This window comes from Streptomyces sp. NPDC001714 (genome assembly GCF_042892755.1).
Lineage (GTDB): Bacteria > Actinomycetota > Actinomycetes > Streptomycetales > Streptomycetaceae > Streptomyces.
The window spans coordinates 1-25,467 of the sequence record NZ_JBIAUL010000008.1; the positions used below are offsets into that span (position 1 = coordinate 1).

25 protein-coding genes and 1 pseudogene are annotated in these 25,467 nt (G+C 72.0%); 14 read left to right on the top strand and 12 right to left on the bottom strand.

Features of this window, described 5'->3' with window-relative positions:
• Positions 1–108 precede the first annotated feature (108 nt).
• The 4 genes and pseudogenes from ACFY0P_RS21795 to ACFY0P_RS21810 form a co-directional block, all read right to left on the bottom strand.
• Positions 109–460, bottom strand: a pseudogene (locus ACFY0P_RS21795) (DUF2267 domain-containing protein); the annotation flags it as partial.
• Positions 461–499: 39 nt separating this feature from the next.
• Entirely contained in the window at positions 500–1,045 is a 546-nt protein-coding gene (gene grpE, locus ACFY0P_RS21800; RefSeq protein ID WP_388915424.1) for a nucleotide exchange factor GrpE, read from the bottom strand.
• A gap of 2 nt (positions 1,046–1,047) precedes the next feature.
• Positions 1,048–2,904: a molecular chaperone DnaK gene (gene dnaK / locus ACFY0P_RS21805; RefSeq protein WP_388915427.1), complete on the bottom strand. Its 1,857-nt coding sequence runs from the start codon at positions 2,902–2,904 to the stop codon at positions 1,048–1,050.
• 37 nt (positions 2,905–2,941) lie between these two features.
• Positions 2,942–3,304, bottom strand: a complete 363-nt coding sequence (locus ACFY0P_RS21810) for a DnaJ domain-containing protein (RefSeq protein ID WP_388915430.1) — start codon at positions 3,302–3,304, stop codon at positions 2,942–2,944.
• 190 nt (positions 3,305–3,494) lie between these two features.
• Here ACFY0P_RS21810 and ACFY0P_RS21815 point away from each other — a divergent pair, with 190 nt between their 5' ends.
• From ACFY0P_RS21815 to ACFY0P_RS21825, 3 genes are all read left to right on the top strand, one after another.
• On the top strand, positions 3,495–3,770 hold the full coding sequence (locus ACFY0P_RS21815; protein WP_388915433.1) for an STAS domain-containing protein: 276 nt from the start codon (positions 3,495–3,497) through the stop codon (positions 3,768–3,770).
• Positions 3,767–4,156, top strand: coding sequence for a hypothetical protein (locus ACFY0P_RS21820; protein WP_388915436.1), 390 nt, complete (start codon positions 3,767–3,769; stop codon positions 4,154–4,156). Before ACFY0P_RS21815 ends, ACFY0P_RS21820 begins: the two co-directional genes overlap by 4 nt.
• Before the next feature lie 198 nt (positions 4,157–4,354).
• Positions 4,355–4,507 carry a hypothetical protein gene (locus ACFY0P_RS21825; RefSeq protein WP_388915439.1) on the top strand — a complete coding sequence of 51 codons (153 nt, stop codon included), beginning with the start codon at positions 4,355–4,357 and terminating at the stop codon, positions 4,505–4,507.
• Between the two features lie 158 nt (positions 4,508–4,665).
• Here ACFY0P_RS21825 and ACFY0P_RS21830 read toward each other — a convergent pair whose 3' ends face one another.
• The 3 genes from ACFY0P_RS21830 to ACFY0P_RS21840 form a co-directional block, all read right to left on the bottom strand.
• Positions 4,666–5,088: an Hsp20/alpha crystallin family protein gene (locus ACFY0P_RS21830; protein ID WP_388915442.1), complete on the bottom strand. Its 423-nt coding sequence runs from the start codon at positions 5,086–5,088 to the stop codon at positions 4,666–4,668.
• A gap of 500 nt (positions 5,089–5,588) precedes the next feature.
• Complete coding sequence (locus ACFY0P_RS21835; protein ID WP_388915445.1) at positions 5,589–6,791, bottom strand: PP2C family protein-serine/threonine phosphatase; 1,203 nt, start codon at positions 6,789–6,791, stop codon at positions 5,589–5,591.
• Positions 6,792–7,200: 409 nt separating this feature from the next.
• A complete protein-coding gene (locus tag ACFY0P_RS21840) occupies positions 7,201–8,418 on the bottom strand; it encodes an acyl-CoA dehydrogenase family protein (protein ID WP_388915448.1) in 1,218 nt (405 codons plus the stop codon).
• A 138-nt stretch (positions 8,419–8,556) separates the two neighbouring features.
• On the opposite strand from ACFY0P_RS21840, the gene ACFY0P_RS21845 reads away from it, so the two are divergent.
• The 7 genes from ACFY0P_RS21845 (at position 8,557) to ACFY0P_RS21875 (ending at position 15,895) form a co-directional block, all read left to right on the top strand.
• Positions 8,557–9,393: an enoyl-CoA hydratase/isomerase family protein gene (locus ACFY0P_RS21845; protein ID WP_388915450.1), complete on the top strand. Its 837-nt coding sequence runs from the start codon at positions 8,557–8,559 to the stop codon at positions 9,391–9,393.
• An 88-nt stretch (positions 9,394–9,481) separates the two neighbouring features.
• Positions 9,482–10,120: a hypothetical protein gene (locus tag ACFY0P_RS21850; protein WP_388915453.1), complete on the top strand. Its 639-nt coding sequence runs from the start codon at positions 9,482–9,484 to the stop codon at positions 10,118–10,120.
• Positions 10,117–12,711 carry a putative PEP-binding protein gene (locus tag ACFY0P_RS21855; RefSeq protein ID WP_388915456.1) on the top strand — a complete coding sequence of 865 codons (2,595 nt, stop codon included), beginning with the start codon at positions 10,117–10,119 and terminating at the stop codon, positions 12,709–12,711. Before ACFY0P_RS21850 ends, ACFY0P_RS21855 begins: the two co-directional genes overlap by 4 nt.
• On the top strand, positions 12,708–13,826 hold the full coding sequence (locus ACFY0P_RS21860) for an acyl-CoA dehydrogenase family protein (protein ID WP_388915459.1): 1,119 nt from the start codon (positions 12,708–12,710) through the stop codon (positions 13,824–13,826). The genes ACFY0P_RS21855 and ACFY0P_RS21860 overlap by 4 nt, the downstream gene beginning before the upstream one ends.
• A gap of 20 nt (positions 13,827–13,846) precedes the next feature.
• Complete coding sequence (locus tag ACFY0P_RS21865; RefSeq protein WP_388915462.1) at positions 13,847–14,317, top strand: Zn-ribbon domain-containing OB-fold protein; 471 nt, start codon at positions 13,847–13,849, stop codon at positions 14,315–14,317.
• Positions 14,314–15,468 carry a thiolase family protein gene (locus ACFY0P_RS21870; RefSeq protein WP_388915465.1) on the top strand — a complete coding sequence of 385 codons (1,155 nt, stop codon included), beginning with the start codon at positions 14,314–14,316 and terminating at the stop codon, positions 15,466–15,468. Before ACFY0P_RS21865 ends, ACFY0P_RS21870 begins: the two co-directional genes overlap by 4 nt.
• 112 nt (positions 15,469–15,580) lie before the next feature.
• Positions 15,581–15,895: a hypothetical protein gene (locus ACFY0P_RS21875; RefSeq protein ID WP_388915468.1), complete on the top strand. Its 315-nt coding sequence runs from the start codon at positions 15,581–15,583 to the stop codon at positions 15,893–15,895.
• 6 nt (positions 15,896–15,901) lie between these two features.
• Here ACFY0P_RS21875 and ACFY0P_RS21880 read toward each other — a convergent pair whose 3' ends face one another.
• On the bottom strand, positions 15,902–16,570 hold the full coding sequence (locus tag ACFY0P_RS21880; RefSeq protein ID WP_388915471.1) for a TetR/AcrR family transcriptional regulator: 669 nt from the start codon (positions 16,568–16,570) through the stop codon (positions 15,902–15,904).
• 139 nt (positions 16,571–16,709) lie between these two features.
• Here ACFY0P_RS21880 and ACFY0P_RS21885 point away from each other — a divergent pair, with 139 nt between their 5' ends.
• Positions 16,710–17,315 carry a TetR/AcrR family transcriptional regulator gene (locus ACFY0P_RS21885; RefSeq protein ID WP_388915473.1) on the top strand — a complete coding sequence of 202 codons (606 nt, stop codon included), beginning with the start codon at positions 16,710–16,712 and terminating at the stop codon, positions 17,313–17,315.
• An 8-nt stretch (positions 17,316–17,323) separates the two neighbouring features.
• Here the strand turns inward: ACFY0P_RS21885 and ACFY0P_RS21890 are convergent, their stop codons facing one another.
• The 4 genes from ACFY0P_RS21890 to ACFY0P_RS21905 form a co-directional block, all read right to left on the bottom strand.
• Entirely contained in the window at positions 17,324–18,793 is a 1,470-nt protein-coding gene (locus ACFY0P_RS21890) for a 2-oxo acid dehydrogenase subunit E2 (RefSeq protein ID WP_388915476.1), read from the bottom strand.
• Between the two features lie 5 nt (positions 18,794–18,798).
• Positions 18,799–19,842, bottom strand: coding sequence for an alpha-ketoacid dehydrogenase subunit beta (locus tag ACFY0P_RS21895; RefSeq protein WP_388915479.1), 1,044 nt, complete (start codon positions 19,840–19,842; stop codon positions 18,799–18,801).
• A 5-nt stretch (positions 19,843–19,847) separates the two neighbouring features.
• A complete protein-coding gene (locus tag ACFY0P_RS21900; protein ID WP_388915482.1) occupies positions 19,848–20,852 on the bottom strand; it encodes a thiamine pyrophosphate-dependent dehydrogenase E1 component subunit alpha in 1,005 nt (334 codons plus the stop codon).
• Positions 20,853–20,948: 96 nt separating this feature from the next.
• The gene (locus tag ACFY0P_RS21905; protein ID WP_388915484.1) at positions 20,949–21,404 is read right to left on the bottom strand and encodes a VOC family protein; all 456 of its coding nucleotides are present in this window, start codon (positions 21,402–21,404) and stop codon (positions 20,949–20,951) included.
• 155 nt (positions 21,405–21,559) lie between these two features.
• Here ACFY0P_RS21905 and ACFY0P_RS21910 point away from each other — a divergent pair, with 155 nt between their 5' ends.
• The 3 genes from ACFY0P_RS21910 to ACFY0P_RS21920 are packed head-to-tail and all read left to right on the top strand — an operon-like array spanning position 21,560 to position 25,426.
• On the top strand, positions 21,560–22,816 hold the full coding sequence (locus ACFY0P_RS21910) for an aromatic ring-hydroxylating dioxygenase subunit alpha (protein WP_388915487.1): 1,257 nt from the start codon (positions 21,560–21,562) through the stop codon (positions 22,814–22,816).
• Positions 22,813–23,637: an SDR family NAD(P)-dependent oxidoreductase gene (locus tag ACFY0P_RS21915; protein ID WP_388915490.1), complete on the top strand. Its 825-nt coding sequence runs from the start codon at positions 22,813–22,815 to the stop codon at positions 23,635–23,637. The genes ACFY0P_RS21910 and ACFY0P_RS21915 overlap by 4 nt, the downstream gene beginning before the upstream one ends.
• A 52-nt stretch (positions 23,638–23,689) precedes the next feature.
• Positions 23,690–25,426 (top strand): PEP-utilizing enzyme, encoded by a 1,737-nt coding sequence (locus ACFY0P_RS21920; protein WP_388915493.1) that lies wholly within the window; start codon positions 23,690–23,692, stop codon positions 25,424–25,426.
• The last annotated feature ends 41 nt before the right edge of the window (positions 25,427–25,467 follow it).

The window sequence follows — 25,467 nt, forward strand, 5'->3', positions numbered from 1 at the left end:
ACCCACACACCAACCGGCGAGCGGAAACCCACCACGACCCGGCCCCCACCGATGACATGCCCGCAACCGGTCCAGGGCGACCGGCACGACGAGGGTGCGGGCGAGTGGCGTGGAGGGGAGCTGGCTGATGATCTGGTTCAGCTCTCCGCCGGAGACGGCGCCGCCCAGGGTGGTCAGGACCGCGCTGGCGTCCCACTCCGCGGTGCGCGGCCGGGCGCCGGTGCGCTCGGCGACTCGGCGGTAGAACTCCTCGATGCCGAAACTCTCCGCCTGCGCCTGCTTGGCCTGGGCCAGTGCCTGTCCGAGCGGAGCGGGCAGCTGGGGAGGCAAGGTCGTCGACCTCACCCGGGCTGATGCGCTGGGCGAGCACGCTCAGCACCGCGTTGGTGACCTTCGCGGCTTCGTCCTGGCTGGCGTATTCGCCGAGCTCGCGTACGCGAGCGAGGATGTCGAAGGCGATGCCCTCTTCCCCGGTACCCAGATGGGGGGGGCAAGCCTGTCAGTTCCGCATGACAGGCAACGGCGGCTCGTCTGGGCGTGCGGATGGCCCCCGTCCGCCGCACTCCGGCGCCGGTGCGCTCCTCACGGGCGGGGCCGGCCCGGTGACCTCCACAGTCGCCGGGCGCAGCAGGTTCTCGCCCAGCCGGTAGCCGGGACGCAGGACCGCCGAGCACACCAGGCGGTCCGCGGCGGCGCAGACGTGGTGGGTGAGGGCGTCGTGGCAGGCGGGATCGAACGGATCGCCCACCTCACCGAACGAGGTGACGCCCAGCGAGCCGAGCTGCTCCTCGAGGCTGTCGGCGATGTCCTTCAGACCGGGCGTGAGCGGTTCGTTGGCGCACGCCCGGTCGACGGCGTCCAGCACCGGCAGCAGCGCCCTGAGCACGTTGGCTGCGGCGATCTCGCGCACGGCCAGGCGGTCCCGCCGCACCCGCTTGCGGTAGTTGTCGTACTCTGCCTTGACCCGCTGCAGGTCGGCGGTCCGCTCCTGGACCAGGCGCCGCAGCTGGTCCAGCTCGGTGCTGTGCGGGCCGCTCCTGGTCATCGTCAGCCAGCCTCCGGCTTGTCGTCATCAACGATCTCGGCGTCCACCACGTCGTCCTCGGCCGGATCACCGCTCCTGCCACCCGCGGAGGCTCCGGTCGGCTGCTCGGCCCGGGACTGCTGATACATGGCGGTGCCGATCTTCTGCGCGGCCTGGGCGGTGCGGTCGATGGCCTGCCGGATCGCGGCGGTGTCCTCGCCCCGCAGCTTCTCCTTCAGGTCGGCCAGCGCCGACTCGGTCTCGCTCTTCGCGTCCGCCGGGATCTTGTCGGGGTTGTCCTTCAGGAGCTTCTCGGTGGCGTAGACGAGCTGTTCACCCTGGTTGCGGGTCTCCGCCCCCTCACGCCGCTTGCGGTCTTCCTCGGCGTGCTGCTCCGCTTCCCGGACCATGCGGTCGATGTCGTCCTTGGGCAGCGCGGAGCCACCGGTGACGGTCATCTTCTGCTCCTTGCCGGTGCCCAGGTCCTTGGCGGAGACGTGCATGATTCCGTTGGCGTCGATGTCGAAGGTGACCTCGATCTGCGGCACGCCGCGCGGAGCGGGGGCGATGCCGGTCAGCTCGAACATGCCGAGCTTCTTGTTGTAGGCGGCGATCTCCCGTTCGCCCTGGTAGACCTGCACGGTCACCGAGGGCTGGTTGTCCTCGGCGGTGGTGAAGATCTCCGAGCGCTTCGTCGGGATGGTGGTGTTGCGCTCGATCAGCTTGGTCATGATGCCGCCCTTGGTCTCGATGCCCAGGGACAGCGGGGTGACGTCGAGCAGCAGGACGTCCTTGACCTCACCCTTGAGGACACCGGCCTGCAGGGAGGCGCCGACGGCGACGACCTCGTCGGGGTTGACGCCCTTGTGGGGGTCCTTGCCGGTCAGTTCCTTCACCAGCTCGGTGACGGCCGGCATCCGGGTCGAGCCGCCCACCAGGACCACGTGGTCGATGTCGGACACCTGGATCCCGGCGTCCTTGATCGCGTTGTGGAACGGCGCCTTGCATCGCTCCAGCAGATCGGCGGTCAGCTGCTGGAACTGGGCGCGGGTCAGCTTCTCGTCCAGGTGCAGCGGGCCCTCCGAGGAGGCCGTGATGTAGGGCAGGTTGATGGTCGTCTCGGTGGACGACGACAGCTCGACCTTCGCCTTCTCCGCCGCCTCCCGCAGCCGCTGCACGGCCATCTTGTCCTTGGACAGGTCCACGCCGTAGTGGTTCTTGAACTGCGTGACCAGGTGGTCGACGATCCGCTGATCCCAGTCGTCACCGCCCAGACGGGTGTCACCATTGGTGGCCTTGACCTCGATGACGCCCTCACCCATCTCCAGCAGCGACACGTCGAAGGTGCCGCCGCCCAGGTCGAAGACGAGGACCGTCTGGTCGTTCTCCTTGTCCAGGCCGTACGCCAGCGCCGCCGCCGTCGGCTCGTTGATGATCCGCAGGACGTTCAGGCCCGCGATCTCCCCGGCCTCCTTGGTGGCCTGCCGCTGGGCGTCGTCGAAGTACGCCGGCACGGTGACGACGGCGTCGGTGACGTCCTCGCCCAGGTACGCCTCCGCGTCCCGCTTCAGCTTCTGCAGCACGCGCGCGGAGATCTCCTGCGCGGTGTACCGCTTGCCGTCGATGTCTCCGTGCTCGGGGAACCGCCAGGCGTGGTCGCCCATGTGCCGCTTGACCGAGCGCGCGGTGCGCTCCACGTTCGTCACGGCCTGCCGCTTGGCCACCTCACCGACCAGCACCTCAGCGCTCTTGGCGAAGGCCACCACCGACGGGGTCGTCCGCGCGCCCTCGGTGTTGGTGATCACGGTGGGCTCGCCGCCCTCCAGGACCGAGACCACCGAGTTCGTCGTACCCAGGTCGATACCAACCGCACGTGCCATCTGAGCTCTCCTCCTCGTCCTCACCTCGTTCTTCGTCTCACCGGCCGGGAATCCACCGGACCGGCCCCGCACGGAGCGGCGGCTCGGGACGCACGTCCCCGAGCACCACCGCGTACCGCCGTACGGGCCGCGCCGGCACGGTAGGGGCAGCACCTCGATCGGGCGACGGCAGCATGCGCTCCAGGCGCTGGTCGTAGGCCGCCCGCAGGAGGGGATCGCGCAGCGTCTCGTACGCCGCCCGAACCTGGCCGAACCGTGCGGTGGTGTCCGCGTCCACTCGGGTGTCGGGGCGCAGTTCCCATACCCGCGCGCGGAAGGCCGAGGTGATCGCCGCGGCCGACGCCGAGGGCTGCACCCCCAGCAGCGCGTACAGGTCCGATTCTGGCTCCGGCGCCTGCACCTCCGGCCACCTCCTTGTCCATGCTGAGCCGCTTTTCCCTACTCTCTTGCCTACCTTTATGGGATAAAACTTGAGTCTTGCATTGTCAAGTCTGGGCGAGGTATGGGGGAGGTGGGGTCCGCTGCACTCCGGGACTGCGGAACGCTGAGCGGTGCAGTGGGCGAAGGAGTGGAAACAGAGATCAGGGCCCGTGGTTCGCCGGGGGGCTCGGGCAGGCACCGGGAAGCGGACAGCGGGGTACCTGGCCCATACCGAGGCCGACGGCCTCGACGCTCTGATGTCCGTGCGGACGCTGCTGGACCAGGACCAGGGGGAGCTACGCCTGGTATGCCCGCACAGGCGGACGGAGCGGCTGCTGCGCGGCGGCGGCGCTGCTTCCGACCTTCCCGTGTATCCCTCTCTCGACGCGGCTCTGTGGGCACCCCGGACCGTTCCCGCACACCGGATGGGAGGTGCAGTGCAGTGATCACCGAACTCGCGGTCGAACGTGTGGAGTTCACCTGCGGCTCGTGCCGGAACCGCTGGAGCGTCGACTACGACGTCCAGCGCTACCGAGACGCTCTCGACGCCGAGTGGGAGGTCTTCTATCGCGACAACACCGCCGTCGTCTCCCCGTACACGCCGCAGGGCGCACCGCCCTGCGAGCACTGCGGCCGCCGCCGGGTCGGACGCCTGGTGGCGCGCCGGCCCGTGCCGCTGCCCGGTGGCGCCGAGGCGCCCCGCAGCCGCGTCCCGGCCGCGGGCGGCCATCGCCCCGAGCGGCACACCGCACCGATGCTGCACGCCACCGGCCACCCGCAGCCGCAACCCGGCGCACGAGCAGCCCAGCCGTCCACGAAGCCGTCCAGGTGATCCGGACAGTGCGCACCTGTCCCGTGACGGCGGGCGCGCACTGTTGGTGGCAGGGACCTCGTACGGCGACCTCCTGGGCCCTTCGGCGGCCCGAAGGGCGGCACGATCGGCGCTCCCGTGTGAGCTGCGGCATTGCCGGTCCACGCGGTCGACCTCCACGATGACCGGACCAGACGAGGTCAAGGAGGGCAGCTCCTCATGGGTGATCATGTGCACGTGCGGCTCAGCCAGGGGCTGAGCGTGTCGGCCGAGGGGGAACTGATCGAGCACTCCCGCTGCCGGTGCGGGGCCACCTTCACCAAGGTGTTCGACGCGGACGGCGGGAATTCCGAGGGCCCGGCCCCGTCCTGATGCGCTCCCAGCGCCGCAGGCAGGTGGCCGGCAAGTGAGCCATGACTGCCTCCCCCGGTCTTCCGGGGCCGGCACGTGCCGTGCCCGTGGGAGCCAGGGACGGCGTCAGGGCCCCGGACTGGTGCCCGAGGCCCTTGAAGAGGGGAGTTGCGGTGGCGTCAGCTGCCCAGTTCCTTGCGGTCGCTGCCGCCGCTGATGGCGATCTTGCGGGGCTTGGCCTGCTCGGCGACCGGGATCCGCAGGCTCAGCACACCGGCCTCGTAGACGGCTTCGATCTTGTCGGCGTCGAGGGTCTCGCCGAGGAACAGCTGCCGGCTGAACGTCCCTGCGGGCCGCTCGGTGACCACCGTTTCGGTGTTCTCGCCGTACGCCGGCTTGCGTTCGGCCCTCACCGTCAGGACGTTGCGCTCGACATCGAGATCGATCGACTCCGCGTCCACGCCCGGCAGGTCCAGCTCCACGAAGAACGTGTCACCCTCACGCCAGGCGTCCAGCGGCATGCCCGCCGGGTGCGCGGCCGTACCCCAGACCCGCTCGACGAGCCGGTCAAGCTCGCGGAAGGGATCCGTACGCATCAGCATCTGTCATCCCTCCTTCACATCGTTCCTGTGTCCAATTCGCTCTGCTACTTCTGATATAGCACCACGCCGGAAAATTGCCAACCATCGGCTCAACTTTTCGGGCCGTTCTGAGCGGTGACCTGCCGCAGCCAGGCCGCGTCACCCTCCGGGTCGGCGGTGGACACGGCCAGGCGGGTATACGGGGCGTCGTGGGAGAAGGCCGTCACCACGAGCACCGGGCCCCGGGCGCGCAGGGCGGCGAAGTCCCGGCCTCGGACGCCGCAACCCCGGCCTGCCCGACCACGACACCTGGGAAGACCTCGACCGCTACCAGCGACTGCGGAGCGTCCTGAGCACCGACGACCACGCCACCGCGGCGTGAGTCGGGTGAGCGCGAGGCCGCGAGACACATCCTCAGCGCGGGCGAGGTTGCGGGGTGTCCCTCCACCCATCGCTGAGCTCCGCGCGGCTGCCCCGTCAAGACCGGACCCGGCGGCCGTGAAGATCAGCCGGCCCCGTCGTCAGTGGCTGCTTCGCAGCCCCGCACCGGTGTGCTCCTGCGGACTGGTGTCGCCGCCCGGGTGCCATTCGGCCAGGACGATGGTGGCATCGTCCTGCAGCCGGCCGTGGTGGTGGTCGAGGATGGCGTGGATCAGGCGGCGCAGGGCTTCGGGAGCGGGTTCGCCCGCGGCGAGCGCACGGGTGACGAAGTCGACGAGCTGATCCTCGCCGAAAGGCCGGCCGTCGGCGGATCGCGCCTCGGTGACGCCATCGGTGTGGATCAGGACGCGGTCGCCGGGCGCCAGCTGGGCCTGGCGCACGGTCCGCGAGGGCTGATAGCCCGGGCCCAGGCCGAGCGGCAGCTCGCCGTGGGCCTCCAGCGCTCCGGGCACGACGTGCCGGGCGCGGATCAGGAGCGGCGGCGGGTGACCGGCGTTGATCCAGGCCAGCCTCCCGGTATCGAGGTCCAGGTGTGCGAAGACGCCGGTCAGCAGGCCACCGGGCCGCCATCGGTGCAGGTCTGCGTCGATCCGGTCGGCGATGTCACTCAGGGTGCCGCCTGCGCGGCGGGTGGACCGGCAGCCGGCCAGAGCGACGGCGGAGGCCAGTCCCGCGGCCAGGTCGTGGCCCATGGCGTCGACCACGGTCAGGTGCAGACGCCCGTCGTCCAGCCCGTGGTCGAACGCGTCCCCGCCGACCTCGTAGGCGGGCTCCAGCGCCGCACTGGAGGTGACCCTGTCGGTGCCCAGGGTGCGCGGCGGCAAGAACGCCCAGACCATCTCCGCCGCGGTGGTCATCGGGCGCTGGCGGGAGATGCGGCTGAACAGGTCACTGAACCCGCTCTTGGAGACAACGGTCAGCGCCGCCACCGCGGCCAGCTGCCTGGCACCGTCCAGCAGAGCGGGGGTGAGCTCATCGGCGGTGACACGCAGTACGCCGATCCGTGCGATGCCGTCGACCAGAGGCAGCCACACCACCAGCGGCTGCCGCCGCGACAGCCGCAGCGACATGGTCCGGTACGCCCACCCGGCCACCGTCCCCTCGACCGACAGAGCGGTCCCCTCCTGGTCGTCGGGGCCGGGCAGGGGCACCAGCTGGTCCTCCTGCACATCCGCCAGGTAGACGACGGCCGACACCATCCCCAGCCGCTGGGCCACCTCGTCGACCAGCTGCGCAACCTGCAGCGGGGAGACGGTGTGCGAGCGCTCCAGAAACAGAGCCAACGCGGCCCCCGGTTCCTCCGCCATCACCCACCCGCCCTCTCGATCGCCGTCTCGGCCCCCTTGTCAAGTCTGAGACCGGTCGGCTCCGCGCGCCGCCCGCCCGAGTACGGCTTCGCCCATCTGCTCGACGTGTGCACCGCCCTCGCGCCCGATGCACTCCTCCAGGCATCCCCGTCCTGCTTCTGCAGCTGTGCTCCGTACGAAGCCTCCGCCACCAATGCCCACCGGGACCACGGCCTCGGCTGTCCGGCCCCCTTGCGAAGGAGCCGCATGACGACCACGACTGCCACCGCCGACTACTGGGAGCCGCTCTGGACCTCCCCTCCCCCGCCGGAACGCCGAGATCGATCACCTGCCGGCGACGGGTGCGGAACGGTTCTGGATCATTGTCCGGACCTCGCCGCCGTCATCAGCCGTCGGTGACATCCATGCGCGGCCGTCGGTAGGGCCGCACCGCGCGGCGCGCTATGGCGAAACGGTGCGTCTCCGACGGCCCGTCGTAGATCCGGAACGGCCGCACCTCCCTGAACAGACGGGCCAGCGGGGCGTCTGCGGCCGAGACGCCGAGGGCTCCGCAGATCTGCACCGCCCGGTCGACCACCCGGTTCACCGCCTCCGCCACGAAGGTCTTGGACACCGAGGTGAGCTGCGAAGCGTTGACGGAGCCGGTGTCCAACTCCCAGGCGGTGCGCAGGATCAGGGCGCGGCTGGCCTCGATGTCGATCTCGGAGTCGGCCAGCATCTGCTGGACCATGCCGAGGTCTCCCAGCGCCGAGCCGAACGCCATCCGGCTCCCCGCCCGCTCCAGCGCGACGTCCTGGGCGCGGCGGGCCGCTCCGAGCCAACGCATGCAGTGGGTCGTCCGGGCGGGTCCGAGCCGGACCTGGGCGCCTTCGAAACCGTGGTCCACCGCGCCCAGCACCTGCTCCTCCCCCACCACGCACCCGTCGAGGACGATCTCGCTGTGCCCGGCGAAGAGCGACTCGTCCAGGGTCTCGATGGTCCGGACGAGACGCATGCCGGGGGTGCCGGCGTCGACCAGGAACATGGTGGCGCCGCCCGGGTCGCCGGGGCTGCCGGAGGTCCGGGCCATCACGATGGCGAAGCCGGCGCCCCGGGCACCGGTGATGAACCACTTGCGCCCGTCGAGACGCCAGCCGCCGGGAACCCGTGTCGCGGTGGTCCGCAGGGAGCGGGGGTCGGCACCCGCTCCCGGAGCCGGTTCGGTCATGGCGAAGCAGGACCGTGTCGCGCCCGCGGCGAGCGGACGCAGATACGCCTCCTTCTGTTCTTCGGTGGCCACCTTCTCCAGCAGGTGCATGTTGCCCTCGTCCGGGGCCGCGCAGTTCAACGCCAGTGGTCCCAGCAGCGAGTAGCCCGCCGCTTCGAACACCACCGCCTGCCCGCGCAGGTCGAGCCCGTGTCCGCCCCAGCGCGTCGGTACGTGCGGAGCGAACACGCCCGCGTCACGGGCGGCCTTCTGCAGGCTCTCCCGCAGGGCCTCGGGGGCGTCGTGCACGGAACCGCCGCACTCGCGCTCAGCCGGAACGACCACGTCGTGCACGAACTCGGCGGTGGACTCGGCAAGTTGGGCGACATTCGGATCGACATCGAACTGGATGGGCACGAGACCTCCCGCCGACGGGCGTACGGGCATCGGCTCCCGTCGCGTCCTAGAAACTGTATAGCGTCTTCAGTATCTTGCCGGGAAGCACCCAGCGACGGGAAGCACCCGACCGACGGGAAGACGACGGGAGAAGCACCCATGAGCCCGACCGCGAGCACCGGCCCGTTCCGGATCGTCCGCCACCCCGACGGAGTCGTCGAGCTGAGGCTGGACGATCCGGGGCGGGGCAACGCCCTGGACCTGCGGACGGCCGAGGCACTGCGGGACACGGCCCGCGAGGTGGCCGGGGACCCGGGCGGCGCGGTCCTGCTGCGAGCGGCGGGCGGCACCTTCTGCGTAGGCGGTGACCTGCGAGCATTCGTCGGTCGCGGCGAGGAGACCGGCACCTACGTGCATGCCGTGGCGAGCGCGGCGCACGCCGCGGTGCTGACCCTGCACGAACTGCCCGTGCCGTTGGTCACCGCGGTGCGCGGCGCGGTCGCGGGCGGCGGAATCGGTCTCGCCCTCGTGGGCGACATCGTCCTGGCGGCCCGGTCCGCGCGGTTCCGGCTGGCGTACACGGCGATCGGGCTCACGCCGGACTGCGGGGCGTCCTGGTTCCTGCCACGCCTGGTCGGACCCCGCAGGGCGGCGGAGCTGATCCTGACCAATCGGGTCCTCACCGGCGACGACGCCGAACAGTGGGGCCTGGTCTCCAGATCCGTCGACGACCAGGAGCTGGACGACACGGCACACCGGACCGCGGCCGGTCTGGCCGCCGGCGCCACGGGCGCGCTGCGCGCCGCGAAGGGCCTGCTGCGGACCGACGCCGGCGACGAGCTGCGCCGCCACCTCGCCGAAGAGGCGGGGTCGATCGCCGCCCTGGCGGACGGCCGGGAGGCACAGGACCGCATGGCGTCGTTCCTCGCCGCGCGGGGCCGCCCGACGGCGGGCACCGGCCGCACCGAAGCCAGGGAATCGGAAAGTGTTTCTTGATTCCCTCTTCACTAACCTGCGCGCCGGGGCGTAACCTCCGGGCAACACAGAACCGAGGTACCGGTCACCACAGACCCAGGGAAAAGGTATGGCGATGCAATCTGCTGCCGTGGACCTTCCGGACGCGTCCGACGAACCCCTCACCGAAGCCGTCGTCGACCTCGTTCTGCGTGGCATGTGGCGCGGTAGGCCGGAGTCCGAGCACCGTCCGCTGGTCGACGCCGGGCTGGCGATGGTGAAGGGGCCGGTGGTGCTGCCGACCGAGCGGGCCAAGGCGGCCGCCGCGCAGGTCCTGCGGGTCCCCGCCGGCTCCGAGCAGGAGGAGCGGATCACCGCGGCGTACGAGGCGTTCCTGCCGGTCAACCGGAAGATCCGCGACGTGTGCACAGCATGGCAGTGCCGCCCGGACGGCACCGCCAACGACCACTCCGACGACGTCTACGACGCCGGGGTGCGGGAGTCGCTGGAGGACGTGCACGAGGCCATCCAGCCCGTGCTGCGCCGGCTGGACCGGGTACTCGCGGGCAGCGGACGGTATCTGACCGCCCTGGAGGACGCCCTCGACCGCTTCGACGAGGGCGCGGTGGAGTGGCTGGCCTCGCCACTGTGCGACTCGTACCACACCGTGTGGATGCGGCTGCACCAGGAGTTGCTGCTCGTGCTGGGGATCAGCCGGGCCGAGGACGAGGCCCGTGAAGAGGAACTGGTCACGGGGAGCCGGGGTTGAGCGTCACCGACCGCGGGGCGGGCCCGCTCGGACAGTCCGAGGCGTCCCTCGCACCCGCCGGGAACCCCGGCCGGATCCTGGTGCCCTACGGGCAGGGACGGATCCGGGGCCTTGATGCCGATGCTCTCGGCGCGCACGGCGCTGCGATGGACCGGCTGGTAGCCCTCGGCCTGCCGGTCGTGCCGGGGCTCACCGTGCCGGCCGGCGCCGCCACGTCGCTGTGCGAGGCCGACACCGCCGAAGCCGCCGTGGAGCTGGTCGAACAGCTCTCGGGACGGCGGATCGGGGACGCGGCCCGGCCGCTGCTGCTGCGCCTGTCGGCGAGCGCGCCGACCGAGATCGCCGGCCTGCCGCCCGACCTGGCCTGTCTCGGCATCGCCCCCGACCGTGCCGACGACCTGTGCGCCGTCATCGGTCGTGCGGACGCGCTGTACGAGGTGTGGGCCGCCACCGTGCGGATGATCGCCGAGTACGCCCTCGACGTGCCCGGAACGGTTCTCGACGACGCCCTCCTGGACACGCCCGGGCCGCGGGCGCGGGCGGAGCTGCTGCTGTCCCTGGTGGCGGAGCACGGCTCCCGGCCCTTCCCCGACGACCCGGCGCGGCAACTCGCGCTGGCCGCCCGGGCCCTCCTCGCCCGGTGGGACTCGCCGCGGGCGAGAAGGTCCCGCCGGACCCAGCACCTCCCCGCCGATCTGGCGCTCGCCCTGCATGTGCAGGCCCTGCGCATCGGCCCGGCCGACCACTCGGGCTACGGCACGGCGGTCAGCCGCGATCCCGAGAGCGGGCGACTCTCCCCCCGGGGATCCTTCTTCCGGGGGGTGCGCCGCAGCGCCCCGCCACCACACTCCGGTGAACCGCTGGACCGGCTCGCGGGCGGCACCGCGCTGCTCGAGCACTCCCTGCTCACCCTGGAGCGTCATCTGCGCGCGCCGGTGTCGGTCGAATTCGAGGTGCGCGACGACGAGATCTCCCTGCTCGCCGCCTCGGCGCAGCTCCGCCCGCCGCTTCGGGCGTCGGTGTGCCTGGCCGCGGACCTGGCCCGGGACGGGGCGCTCGGCCGTGCGGAGGCCGTGCAGCGGATCACTCCGGCGCAGGTGCAGGAACTGCTGCACCCCCGGCTCCGGTTGACCGGCGCGGAGGAACTCCTGGTGAAAGGGCTGCCCGCATCGCCGGGGGCGGCGAGCGGAACGGTCGTGCTGTCCAGTGAACGTGCCCTCGAACTGGCCGCGGACGGTGCTCAGGTCGTGCTCGTGGCTGCCGAGACGACCCCGGCGGACGTCCCCGGGATGCTGGCCTCGGTCGCCGTGCTGACCGGCAGCGGCGGTATCGCCTCGCATGCCGCCGTGGTGGCACGGGGCGCCGGCAAGCCCGCGGTGTGCGGTGCCGAGGGAATGCACGTCGACCCGGCCGAGGGGACGGTCCGCTTCGGGGAGCGGGTGGTGCGCGAGGGTGACCCGGTCTCGCTGGACGGCCGTACCGGCGCCGTCTACGCGGGGACGCTGAGCCTCGGTGTCACCGGACCGCCGGCCGAACTGTCCACCCTGCTGAAGTGGGCGGACGGCATGCGCCGGCTGGGCGTCCGGGTCAACGCCGACACGGCCGCCGAGGTGGAGACCGCCCTCGCCATGGGCGCGGAGGGTGTCGGCCTGTGCCGTACGGAACACCAGTTCCTCGGCGAACGGCTGCCACTGATCCGCCGGGTGCTCCTGGCCGCCGACCCGGCCGCCCGCGACGAGGCGCTGCTGGCGCTGGAGCGCGCCCAGCACGAGGACTTCCGGGCGCTGCTGGCGGCGGTCGGGAACCGCCCGGTGACCGTGCGCCTGCTGGACGCCCCGCTGCACGAGTTCCTGCCCGCTCCCGGGCAGGCCGTGGACCCGGCCGAGGAGCAGCGGGCCGCCACGCTGCGCGAGGCGAACCCGATGCTCGGGCTGCGCGGGGTACGCCTGGCGATGCTGCACGAGAGGCTCTACCCGGCGCAGGCCGAGGCGCTCTTCACCGCCTGGGCCGAGATCGCCGCCACCGGGGTCCGGCCGGAGCTGGAGGTGATGATCCCGCTCGTCAGCCTGCCGGAGGAGCTGGCCGCCGCGGCCGCGTACGTACGCGGTGCCGCCGCCGCGGTCGCCGCCCGCACCGGGGTGGAGGTCCCGTACCGGCTCGGCACGATGATCGAGACTCCGCGAGCCGCGCTGCTGGCCGGCGAACTCGCCGAGCACGCCGAGTTCTTCTCCTTCGGCACCAACGACCTCACTCAGCTCACCTACGGGTTCTCCCGGGACGACGTCGAGCGCCAGGTGCTCGCCTCGTACCAGGATCGCGGGTTCCTGACCGCCAGCCCGTTCGCCCGGCTCGACCCCCACGGGGTGGGTGCCCTGGTCGGCCTCGCCGCCGAGCGGGCAAGGGGCGTACGGCCCGGCATCAAGCTGGGTGTGTGCGGTGAGCACGGCGGGGATCCCGAGTCGATCGCCTTCTGCGACGACCTCGGTCTCGACTACGTCTCCTGTTCCGCACACCGCGTCCCGGTGGCCCGGATGGCGGCCGCGCACAGCGCCCTGCGGCAGCGGCGCGACGAGAGCGGGAGCACACGATGACGGACACCGTGACCGACGGCACGGCCCTGTCGGACACCGAGCTGGAGGACCTGCGCGAGACCGTTCGGTCGGTGTGCGCGGACGCCGGCGGCACCGCCGCGGTACGCCGGCTGTCCGAGCAGGCTCCCGGTATCGACGCTCGGTTGTGGGACGCCCTCGGCCGGCAGGTCGGCCTCGCGGCCCTCGGTCTGCCCGAGTCGGCGGGAGGCGTCGGCGGGCTCGCCGGGATCGCCGTCGTCTGCGAGGAACTGGGCAGGACCCTGGCTCCGGTGCCGCTGCTGTCCTCCACCGTGCTGGCCGGCCAGGTGCTGGCCGGCTGCGGTACGGCCGACAAGGCGCTGGCCGGGCTGGCCGGGGGAACCGTCCATGCCCTGGCGGTGGCCGCGCCCGACGGGACGTGGCGGGCCGACGCCGTGCCGGTGGCCGTCTCCTGGCAGGGCAGCGTCCCGGTTCTGGACGGCACCGCGCCCTTCGTGCTCGACGGCGCCGACGCCGAGACGCTGGTGGTGGCCGCGGCCGGGACCGACGGGGTGGACCTCTTCCTGGCCGACCCGCGCGGGCCGGGGGTCACGGTGCGCCGGGTGCCCACCCTGGATCTCAGCCGGGGCCAGGCGGTGGTCACCTTCCGTGGTGCCCGGGCGCGGGCGCTGACCGCCGGCGGCGAGGGGGCGGACATCGTCCGCCGCGCCCTGGACGTGGCCCTCGTGGCTCTGGCCGCCGAGCAACTGGGCGGCGCGCAGGCCGCCTTGGACATGGCAGTGGCCCATGTGCGCGACCGCACCCAGTTCGGCAGGGCGATCGGCGGTTTCCAGGCGGTCAAGCACGCCTGCGCCGACATGCTGCTGCAGGTCGAGGCCGCGCGGTCGGCCGTGGTGCGAGCGGTGCGGGCGGACGGCTCACCGGAGACGCTGGCCGAGGCGGCGGCAGTGGCCCAGGTGTGGTGCGGCGAGGCGTTCGTCTCCGTCGCCGCGGAGTGCGTACAGCTCCACGGCGGGATGGGCTTCACCTGGGAGCACGACGCGCACCTGTACTTCCGGCGCGCCCAGTCCGACGCGGTCCTGCTGGGCGGCGCCGCACACCATCGGGAACGGCTGGCCGGGCTGCTGGGCTGGTGACATGGAAAGGAGGGCGGAACATGACCACGAGGCTCATAGACGAGTCGCTGTTCGAGAACCGGGGGAAGCGGGCGAAGCGGCCGGACCGGGAGAACCGGGAGTTCGACGGCGGGGATCCACCGCGTCTCGTGGGCGCACGCTGCTCCGGGTGCGCCACCGTCGTCTTCCCCCTGCAGGACTCGTGCCCGCGGTGTTCGGGCGGGGTGATGTCCGCGCGGGTGCTGCCGGTGAGCGGGCGCGTGTGGTCGTGGACGCTCCAGGCGTTCCCGCCGAGACCGCCGTACCGGCCACCCGCCGGTGGCCACCGGCCGTACCTCGTGGGCTATGTGGATCTCGGTGAGGTGCTGGTCGAGACGCGGCTGGCGGTGTCCCGCGCGGAGATCCGGATCGGTCTGCCGGTCCGTCTCACCATGGTGCCCTCGTACCGGGACGAGGACGGCACCGAGGTGGTGACCTTCGCGTTCCGCCCGGAGCGGGAGGGGGAGCGATGAGCCGGCCCGACGACGTGTACGTGGTCGGATGCGGGATGCCTCCCTTCGGCCGCGACGAGAGCGTCAGCGCGATGGACATGGCCGAGCGCGCGGTCCGCGAGGCACTGGCCGACGCCGGTGTCGCCTGGGAGGACATCGGCTACGCGGCCGGCGGCTCCGACGTGTCCGGCAAGCCCGACACGCTGGTGGGCCGTCTGGGCCTGACCGGAGTGCCGTTCGTCAACGTGCAGAACGGCTGCGCCACCGGTGCCTCGACCGTGCTCGCGGTGGCCAACGCGCTGCGCGCGGGTCTGGCCTCCGTGGGCCTTGCGGTGGGGTTCGACAGGCACGAGCGGGGCGCGTTCCACGTCTCCGCGGCCCGCTACGGTCTGGGCGACTGGTACGCCGAGACCGGCATGATGCTCACGACCCAGTTCTTCGCGCTGAAGACCCAGCGGTACCTGTACGAGCACGGGGTCTCGGAGCGGGCGCTGGCGAGGGTCGCCGCGCGCGCCTTCCGCAACGGCTCGCAGCACCCCCTGGCCTGGCGGCGCAAGCCGTTGACCGAGCAGGAGATCCTGGACTCCGCCGAGGTCAGTCCCCCACTCACCCAGTACATGTTCTGTTCGCCCGGACAGGGCGCGGCGGCACTGGTGCTGGCGCTCGGCGACCGCGCGTTCGACCTGTGCGAGCGACCGGTCAGGCTGGCGGCGTCGGCCTTCCGGACCCGTCGGTTCGGTTCGTTCGAGGTGTTCTCGCCCTGGCTGCCGCCGGGACCGCACCGCAGCCCCAGCGTCGACGCCGCGGAGGCGGCCTTCCGCGCGGCGGGGGTGCGGCCCGCGGATGTGCAGGTCGCCCAGTTGCAGGACACGGACAGCGGCTCGGAGCTGATCCACCTGGCGGAGACCGGGCTGTGCGGCCACGGCGAGCAGGAAGAGCTGCTGGCCGCCGGGGCCACCGACCCCACGGGCCGGATACCGGTCAACACCGACGGCGGGTGCCTGGCCGGCGGGGAGCCCGTCGGCGCCTCCGGTCTGCGTCAGTTCCACGAGGTCGTACGGCAGTTGCAGGGCCGGGCGCCCGGTGTGCAGGTGCCGGGCGCTCCCCGGGTGGGCTTCACCCATGTGTACGGGGCGCCAGGGATCAGCGCGTGCTCGGTCCTGACGGTGTGAGAGGCGGCGGGCGAGCGATGAGGCAAGGCGGCAGAACCGCACTGGTGACCGGCGGGGCACGTGGAATCGGCCTGGAGATCGGGCGACAGCTCGCGGCGCGGGGCTGCGGGTCGTGGTCGGGGCGCGGCAACCGGAGGCGGCCGGGGAGGCGTGCCAGGCGCTGACGGACTCCGGCCGCCACCCCGCCTACCGGATCTCCAAGACGGCGCTCAACGACCTGACGCGTTTGCTCGCGGCCGAGCCGGCCGGCGCAGGTGTCCTGGTCAACGCCGCCGACCCCGGCTGGACCCGCAGCGGCACGGGCGGCCCGGCCGCCCCGCGCGAGCCGGAGGAGGGTGCGGACACGCCGGTCTGGCCGGCGACCCTTCCCGAGGGCGACGGGACGACGGGCGGCCTGTTCGCCGACCGCAGGCAACTGCCCCGGTGAACCGCCTCAGGCCGGTGACCCGGCCGACTTCGACGGCGTGGCCGGCTTCTCCGCGGCGACGATGCGCAGCGCCAGCGCCCTGACCGCCTCCAGCACGGACCGGGAAGGCAGCTGGGACAGCGGTCCGCCCTCCGCCCGGAGCGCGGTGACGAGCATGGTCGTGCTGATCAGCGTGCGGACCGCGAGCGCCTGTCCCGCGTGCCGGGCCTTCGCCGCCCGGGGGCTGCGCGTGGTCCCCTCGGGCAGGTAGTCGTAGCCACGCTGGATGTGCCGCTGCTCGAACTCGTCCCGCAGCACCTTGACGTTGCCGTTGGCGGAGGCGACCTGTACCTGGTACAGCCGGGCCTCGTCCGGGTTCTGCTCCACCCACTCCCACACGGCGTCGATGACACGGACCAGGCCCTCCGCGTCACCCGGCTCGGACTCCGGCCGCGCCGCCTCCACGACCGCGTTCAGCTGGTCGAAGACCCGGCGCATGGCGAGTTCGAGCAGCTCCTCCTTGCCGTCGAAGTGGTAGTAGACGGCCGTGGGCACCACCTGCGCCTCGTCCGCGATGTGCTGGATGCTGGTCTCCGCGAATCCGTTGCGCCCGAACACCCGCACGGCGGCGGTGATGATGTGCTGCCGACGAGACGGCCGGTGGGCGGGCTGCTTGCCGTTCTTCGTGGTGGCCATCTGCTCCCTGCCCGCTGCCGTGAGCCCGCGTCGGGGCCCTGATACTGACCACTATATCCAGTAACTCCGACCGCATGCCCGCGTAACTCATGCTGCACGTTGGCTTCCGAGGGGCCTTGGGCCCGGCATACTTGAGAACATGACGACTTCCGGGACCCGCGCCGCTCACCGCCCCTCGCGCAAGCAGTGGGTGATCGAGGCGGCCACGGAGTTGTTCGCCACACAGCCGCCGGACGAGGTGACGGTGGCCGACATCGCCGCCCGTGCGGAGATGACCTCGGCAGCGGTGTACTACCACTTCTCCTCCAAGGACCAGATCCTGGCGGAGGCCATGCGGGCGTTCGCCGCCGCACTGCGCGAGCAGCTGCGGGCGGTCACGGAGGCCCACGAGCCCGGATCGGACACTGGAGCGGCGATCACCGCGCTGCTGGCCTGGATGGGCGAGCACCGGTCGGCCGCCACCGTGTTCTTCGTGTCGTCGGCCGGCATGAGCCAGGACGCGGAGGCGCTGCGGCAGGAGAGCCGCACGGGGTTGCTGGAGGAGCTGGTGCGGTTGATCCGCAAGGCCCGTGAAAACGTCTCCGACGCCGAGGCGGCGGTGGTCGGCCTGGGCCTGCTGGCGCTCCTGGAGACCGCGGCGATCTCGCAGGTCCGGGGCGACGACGTCTACCGGTCGCTGGGGCACCGCTCCTTCGTCCGCGAGGTCGGCGATCTCGCCGAGCGGATCACCGACCCCACCGCATAGGCCTCGGATCACACCAGCAGGCGGAGGGGTTTGGCCAGCACCTCGCCGACCGTGCGCAGGTACTCGGCGGCGGGTGCCCCGTCGACGGCGCGGTGGTCGAAGGTGAGGCTGAGCGTGAGCACCCGTGTCCGCAGCGGCCGGTCGCCCACCCACTCGACACCGTCCCTGAGTCTGCCCACCCCGAGGATCGCGACATTGCCGGGGTTGATCACGGGGGTGAAGAAGTCGACGCCGTATCCGCCGAGCGAGGTGACGGTGAACGTGGCCCCTTCCAGCTGTGCGGGGGAGATCCGCCCCTCACGCGCGGCCTGGGCCAGGGATCTCGACCGGCGGGCGATCTCGGGCAGCGGCAGCGTCACGGCGTTCTCGATGACGGGGACCATGAGGCCGCCCGGCACGGCCACGGCGAAGCCCAGGTGGATGCCGTCGAGCAGATGGATGCCGTCGTCCCGCACCGTCGCATTGAGCAGCGGATGCTCCCGCAGGGCCAGGGCGGCGGCCTTCAGCAGGAAGTCGTTGACGCTGGGCACGGGCAGTTCGCCGTCGGCCCACTCCTCCTTGAGCCGGTCCCGCAGGGACACCACGGCGTCCATCCGCACCTCGTAGCCGTGCGTCAGCTGCGCCATCTCCTGGAGGCTGGCGTGCATCCGGCGGGCGATGGTGCCGCGCATGCCGGTGAGCGGAATGACCTGGCGGGATCGGGCGACGGTGGGTTCGGACGCCGGAGTGGCTCGCTCCAGATCGGCCCTGCGGATCCTGCCGCCCGGCCCGGTGCCGTTGATCCCGGAGAGGTCGATGCCCCGTTCCTTCGCCAGCTTGCGGACCAGCGGCGAGGAAGGGGTGCCGTCCGGCCGGACCGGTGCGGCGGGGTCGCCGGGGTCGCCGGGGTCGCCGGGGTCGCCGGGGTCGCCGGGGAGGGTCGCGAGGAACTCCTCCACGTCCTCGGAGACGATCCGGCCGCCCGGCCCCGTGCCGCGTACGGCGGTGAGGTCGAGGCCGGCGGCCGCGGCGACCCGCCGGGCGTTCGGGGAGGACAGCACCCGCCGGCCGGTGCCGTGCGGAGCAGGCGCCGCGCCGGCGTCGGCCTCGGGTGCGGGTGTCGGCGCACCCGCACCGCCGCCGGGGCCGGGCACGGCAGCCACCTTCGCACCACCACCGCCCGGGCCAGGCCCGGCAGTTGTCTGCGCACCCGCCCGGGACCCGGCGGGTGCCGGCGCGGGCGCCGCCCCCGGTGGCTGCTCGCCCTCGGCCAGCAGCCAGCCGATGAGCGCCCCGGCCGGCACCGTGGCCCCCGCCGGGACCGCCGGGTGGAACAGCCCTCCGGCCTCCGCCTCGACGTCCACGTCCACCTTGTCGGTGGCCAGCCGCAGCAGTGCGTCACCCTCCGCGACGGCCGTGCCGGTGGGCACCAGCCATTCGTCGATCGTGCCTTCCTGCATGGTGAGGCCGATCTTCGGCAGCAGAACCTCGACCGCCACGTCGGTCACGACCTTTCGAGGAGACGCCGGCAGCCCTGGGCGATGCGGGCGTGATCGGGCACGTACGCCTTCTCCAGGACGGGTGAGAAGGGGACCGGGGAGAAGGGGGCGCCGATGCGCAGCACCGGCGCGTCCAGGTAGTCGAAGACGGTGTCCTGGATCTGGGCGGCGATCTCCGCTCCGAGTCCGCCGAAGGTCACGGCCTCGTGCACCACGAGCACCCGGTTCGTGCGGCGGACGGAGGCGAACATCGTCTCGGTGTCCAGCGGCTGCACGGTGCGGGGGTCGATCACCTCGATCTCCACGCCCTCGGCGGCGAGTTCGTCGGCCGCCGCGAGGGCCTCCCCCACCATGCGGCCGAGGGCTATCACGGTGACGTCGGAGCCCTGCCGCGCGGTGTGCGCCTGGCCCAGCGGGATGCCGTAGATCTCCTCGGGCACCTCGCTCCTGCTGCCGAGCAGGACCTTGTTGAGCATCACGACGACCGGGTTGTCGTCGCGGATGGCCGAGACGGTCAGGCCCTTGGCGGTGTACGCGTCGCACGGCATCACCACCTTGAGGCCGGGCACGTGGGCCAGCCAGGCCTCCAGGCTCTGGCTGTGCTGTGCCGCGGCGCCGAGGCCCGCGCCGGAGGCGGTGGTGATGGTGAGCGGCACGGACAGCGCGCCGCCGAACATGTACTTCATCTTCGCCGCCTGGTTGACGATCTGGTCGAGGCAGACGCCGATGAAGTCCATGAACATCAGGTCGACGACGGGGCGCAGACCCCGGGCGGCGGCTCCCACGCCGAGGCCGACCAGAGCGGCCTCGGAGATCGGGGTGTCGATCATGCGGCGGGGGCCGAACTCGTCGAGGAGGTTGTCGAACATGCGGAACACTCCGCCGTATCCGGCCACGTCCTCGCCGGCGACGAAGACGTTCTCGTCCTCGCGCATGGCCTGCGCGAGACCCTCGTTGAAGGCCTTGACGTAGGTGAGTTCGCGCGTGGTGGCGGCCGCGGTGGCGGCCGGCGCTTCGGTGCTGGTGGTCATGGCGGTCATGGCGGTCATGGCGGTCATCCCGAGTAGACGTTGAGCAGCAGGTCGGCGGGGGCGGGCAGCGGGCTCGCCTCGGCGTACGCGATGGCCTCCGCGATCGCCTCGCGCGTGCGCCGCCATACGTCGTCCAGCTCCGCGCGGGTCGCGGTGCCGTCGGAGACCGCCCGGTCCTCGATCAGGTCGATGGGGTCGCGGGACTTCCACTCGGCGACCTCCTCGTCCGAGCGGTAGGGGTGTCGCAGGCCCTTGACGCCCTGATGGTCGAAGTACCGGTAGGTCTTGGCCTCGATCATCATCGGGCCGGCGCCGGACCGGGCCCGTTCGACGGCTTCGGTGGCGGCGCGGTGGACGCCGACCGCGTCCATGCCGTCGACGATCACGCTGGGCATGCCGTAGGCGGCGGCCCGGTCGGCGACATCGGTGAGCAGCATGTGCCCGGACTGCGGGGTGAACTCCGCATAGCCGTTGTTCTCGCAGACGAAGACCACGGGCAGGCCGAGGATCGCGGCCATGTTGGCGCCCTCGTGGAAGGCGCCGATGTTGGTGGCGCCGTCACCGAAGAAGGTCACGGCGACGCTGTCCTCGCCCTTGTAGCGGGCGGCGAAGGCGGCACCCACGGCGATCGGGACGCCGGCCCCGACGATGCCGTTGGCGCCGAGCATGCCGCGGGTGAGGTCGTTGATGTGCATGCTTCCGCCGCGGCCCAGGCAGGCGCCGGTGACCCGGCCGTACAGCTCGGCGTACATCTCGCGGAAGCCGACGCCCTTGGCCACGGCGTGCCCGTGGCCGCGGTGGGTGGAGGTGATCTGGTCGTCGTCGCGCAGAGCCGCCATCACGCCGGCGGCCACGGCTTCCTGGCCGACGTAGAGGTGGAGGAAGCCGGGCAGTCTGCCTGCCTCCATGAGCCTTCCCGCCTCGGTCTCGAACAGCCGGATGCGCACCATGCGCTCGTGCAGGTCCTTGATGACCTGGACGCTGACCTGCGCGGATTTCTTCGACGCCGTTGACGCTCGTTGAGCCATCGTCCGCCCCTTCGCCCGAGGGAGGTTGCCAAGCAATCGGACTTACTTGTACTGGTCTACAGTAACCAGCACGGGGCACCTTACTGAACAGCGTCTCTAATTACTATGCCCCGGAGCCGGGTTGCCGCCCCGCGCGTCCACCAACTCCACGGCATTGCCCTCCGGATCCGCCCAGAAGCTGATCCGCCGACCCCCGGCCCGGACGACGACCGGGTCCGACAAGGGCCGGGCACCCGCGGCCGCCAGCGCCGCCACCACCGGGTCCATGTCATCGAGATGGAAGGTGAGATACGACAGCCCCGGACGCCCCGCCGACCAGGGCGCCACATGCGCCGCCACCGGCTCCGACCGGGGAAGGACCAACTTGACGCACCCCCCGGAGGGCACCCGCAGCCAGACGACGACCAGCTCGCCGCCGAGCCCCGCCGGGCCGCCGACGGACTCCGGTACGCGTGAGCGGTGTTCGGCGCGACAGCCGATGACGTCGCGGTAGAAGCGCTCCATCAGCTCCAGATCCCGGACCACCACCCCCACCTCGAAGGGCCGCGTCATGACCATCACACCCACCCCCACGGGACACCGAGCGGCAACTTCGACACTTTCTATTGACAGAGCACACTAAGTCCTGTTGCAGTTTCGGACACAACCCAGCTGTCGCGTTCCGAAGCCGGTCACCGGCTCGCGGCTGGGAGGATTGTGAGGACATCGTGGTCCAGATCAGTTCGCCGACCTCGGCCCGCCCCGCCGCCCCCTCCGCCCCCGAATACTCGTCGTGGATCAGTCAGGACCGGTCCACCGACGCCGCGTCCGAGACGATGCGGCGGGAGGCGGCCGAACTCGTCGAGCGGGTGGTGACGCACTACCGCGACAACACCACGCACGAGGCCGACGGCCAGTGGACGGAACCCGTCGCCCACTACCTCGACGCCGACCGCTGGCAGCGCGAGACGGACGCCGTCCACCGGAGCGTCCCGCTGCCGCTCGCCATGTCCTGCGAGTTGCCCGGGCCGAACACCTACAAGGCGATCGACGTGCTCGGCATCCCCGTGCTCATCACCCGGGACCGGCAGGGCACCGTGCACGCGATGATCAACGCCTGCCGGCACCGGGGGGCGAAGCTCCTCGAACCCGGTTGCGGGGTGTCGAAGCGGCTCACCTGTCCTTACCACTCCTGGTCCTACGACCTGGCCGGGGAGCTGCGGGGCGTGTACGCCGAGAAGACCTTCGGTGAGGTCGCGCGCGAGGGCCGCAGCCTGGTCCGGCTCCCGGCCGGGGAGCGCGCGGGGATCGTGTTCGTCTCGCTGGACCCGGCGGCCGAGCCCGACCTGGACAGCTGGCTGGGCGATCTGCGGCCTCTGTTGGAGGGCCTCCGGCTGGCCGAGTGCCACCACTACTCCACCGGCGAGCTGACCAGTCCCAACTGGAAGGTCACCCTCGACGGGTATCTGGAGACGTACCACTTCGCCTCGCTGCACCCGAAGACGGTGTTCGAGACGAACCTCTCGAACATGATGGCCCACGACACCTGGGGCCCCCATCAGCGCATCGCACCGGCCCTGCGCCCCATCGCGCAGGCGGTCGACCTGCCGCCGGACCAGCGCGACCCCGGGGACTGCGTCGGCCCCATCTACTGGCTCTTCCCGGGCCTCGCGATCGCCGGCGGCTGGCGCCAGAAGATCGCCGTCTCCCTGGTACTCCCCCGCACGGCGACCGAGTCGGTGACCCAGCAGATCATCCTGCTGCGCGAACCGGCGGTCACCGAGGAGGAGCGCCGCGCCGCCGACCGGTTCGGCGAGTGGTTCCACGAGGTGGTCCGTGACGAGGACTACGCGACCACCTACGGAGTCCAGCAGGGTCTGAAGGCCCTCGACGGGACCGACTTCGTCTTCGGACGCAACGAGCCCGGGCTCCAGCACTTCCACCGCACCGTTCACGAGCACCTGGACCGAAGAGCCGCCAGGTGACGAACCAACAACCCTCGCAGGAGAACAAGATGGTGGCTACGGGCAGCCTCGACGGACGTGTCGCGGTGATCACGGGCAGCACGCGCAGCATCGGCCGCGCCATCGCCGAACAGTTCCTGGCCGACGGCGCCACGGTCGTCGTCAGCGGCCGGTCGGAGATCAAGGGCAAGCAAGCACTGGAGGAGATGGGCGCCGGGGACCGGGCCCTCTTCCACGCCTGCGACGCCGGCAAGCAGGAGGACATCGAGAGCCTCGCCGACTTCGCCGCCGAGCAGTTCGGGCGGCTCGACATCTGGGTCAACAACGCCGGCGGCTCCCAGGGCTTCGCACCGATCCACCAGCTCAGCGACGATGCCTGGAACCACGCCCTGGCCTTCAACCTCAACGCCTACTTCTACGGCACCCGCCGCGCCCTGCCGAAGATGCTCGCGGGCGGCTGGGGCCGGATCATCAACATCTCGTCCGTGGAGGGCAAGCAGGCCAACAAGCCCGCGATCAGCCACTACATCGCCAACAAGCACGCCATCCACGGCCTGACCAAAGCGACCGCCTTCGAGTACGGCACCCAGGGCGTCACCTGCAACGCCATCTGTCCCGGAGCCGTCGACACCGACCTGATGCGTGCCGCCGGGCCGGCCGCCGCCGAAGCCGAGGGCATCACCTACGAGGACTGGCTGGGCCGCTTCGCCGAGCACGCCGCCACGAAGAAGATCACCACCGTGGAGCAGATCGCGGCCGTCGCCTCGCTGCTGGCGAGCGAGGCCGGGGCGGGCATCACCGGCGCGCTGATCAGCGTCGACGGCGGAACGGCGCAGTGGTAGGCGAGAGATGGGCAGGGGCAGGCACGGGTACGGAAAGCAGGAGACCTCGGTCATGAAGAGCTGGATCACGGACTGGCAGCGCAGTGAGCGGCTGCCGCACTACACCCGGGCCAACGCCGGCGAGACCCTGCCGGACCCGGCCAGCCCGCTGGGCTGGACCCTGGTCTGGGGGCGCGGCCTCGTGGGCTGGCGGCACGGCTTCGTCGGGTTCGGCATCTACCGCGAGGAGGAGGTGGCCGGCTCCCGGCCGCCGTTCGTCGGCATGTTCGGCGGCCACTTCTACCTCAACCTGTCCCACATGCGGCTGTTCGGCATCCGGATGGGGCAGACGGCGGACCAGATCGACGCGGCCTTCGTCGGTCAGCGATCCGACACGCCGGTGTACGTCGCCCACCCGGACGACCAGGACGAGGAGCTGACCGGCAAGGCGGGCGCGACGCTCCAGCGGATGCTGGGCCAGGCCACGTTCCCCGAGGCCGATGCCGACCGGGAGCGGCTGCGCGCCCTGCGCCGCTCGCGGCCCGGTCTGACGCAGTTGTCCGACGCAGAACTGGTGGCGCACGCACGGTCGTTGCTGGACGAGGTGGAGACGACCTTCCAGCGGCACGTCGAGTCCTCGCTGCCCGCGTCCGTCGGACCCGCGATCCTCGGCCCGCTGTGCGCGAGCGTGAACCGCCCCGAGGCCATGCTCGACCTGATCGGCGGTCTCGGCGACGTCGACTCCGCCTCCCCCTCGACGGGGCTGTGGACGCTGTCCCGCCAGGTGGCGGCCTCGGCCGAGCTGAGCGCGCTGTTCGACCGGGGGCCGGCCGCGGTGGAGCAGGCGCTCGACACCGCGACCGGGGACGTGAAGGCGTTCCGTGACTCCTTCGAGGAGTTCCTGGCGGAGTCCGGCGACCGCGGCCCCAACGAGTGGGACATCCACGCGCTGTCCTGGGAGGCGGCACCCGTCCAGGCGCTGGCCCTGGTCGACCGGATCCGGCGCAGTCCCGACGACGACTCCCCGGCCGCCCGCCGCAGGCGGCTGACCGAGGGGCGTGAGCGGACGGCGCAGGAGATCCGGGCCGCGCTGCCCGAGGAGACGCGGGCCATGTTCGACGCCGGTGTGCACGCCTCCCAGGTGTGGATACCGGCCCGCGAGCGCACCAAGGCGAACTGCGTCACCGTCGTCAACGAGATCCGCATGGCCGTACGGGAACTCGGTCGCCGCGGTGTCGAAGCGGGACTCTTCGCCCGGCCCGAGGACGTGATGATGCTGCTGGACGCCGAACTCGACGACTATGTCGCCGACCCGGAGTCCTTCGGCCCCGTGATCGCGCGGCGGCTGGAGGAGTACGCGGGCCTGCACGACCTTCAGCCGCCGTTCTTCGTCGCCGACGACGCGCACACCGAGATCGACTCCTGGCCCCGACGCGCCGAGGAGCGGACCCCGGCGGCCGTCGGGGGCGATGTGCTCGGTGGTGTGGGCGGCAGCCACGGCACGTACACCGGCAGGGTGCGGGTGGTCACCGACCCGGCCTCGTGCGAGGCGCTGGAGCCCGGCGAGGTGCTGGTCGCGCCGATCACGGACGCGGCCTGGACCCCGCTGTTCCTGGTCGCCGGAGCGGCCGTCGTGGACGTGGGCGCGCTCAACAGCCACGCCGTGGTGGTCTGCCGTGAGCTGGGCATCCCGGCCGTGATCTCCGTCGAGAGCGGCACCCGACGGCTGCGGGACGGCATGGTGATCACGGTCGACGGCGACCGGGGCACCGTCACCGTGGACAGCGTGCCGGCCGCGCCCGGCGTCTGAGAACGCGTGGGCCCGCCGCTCCCCCTGACGGAGCGGCGGGC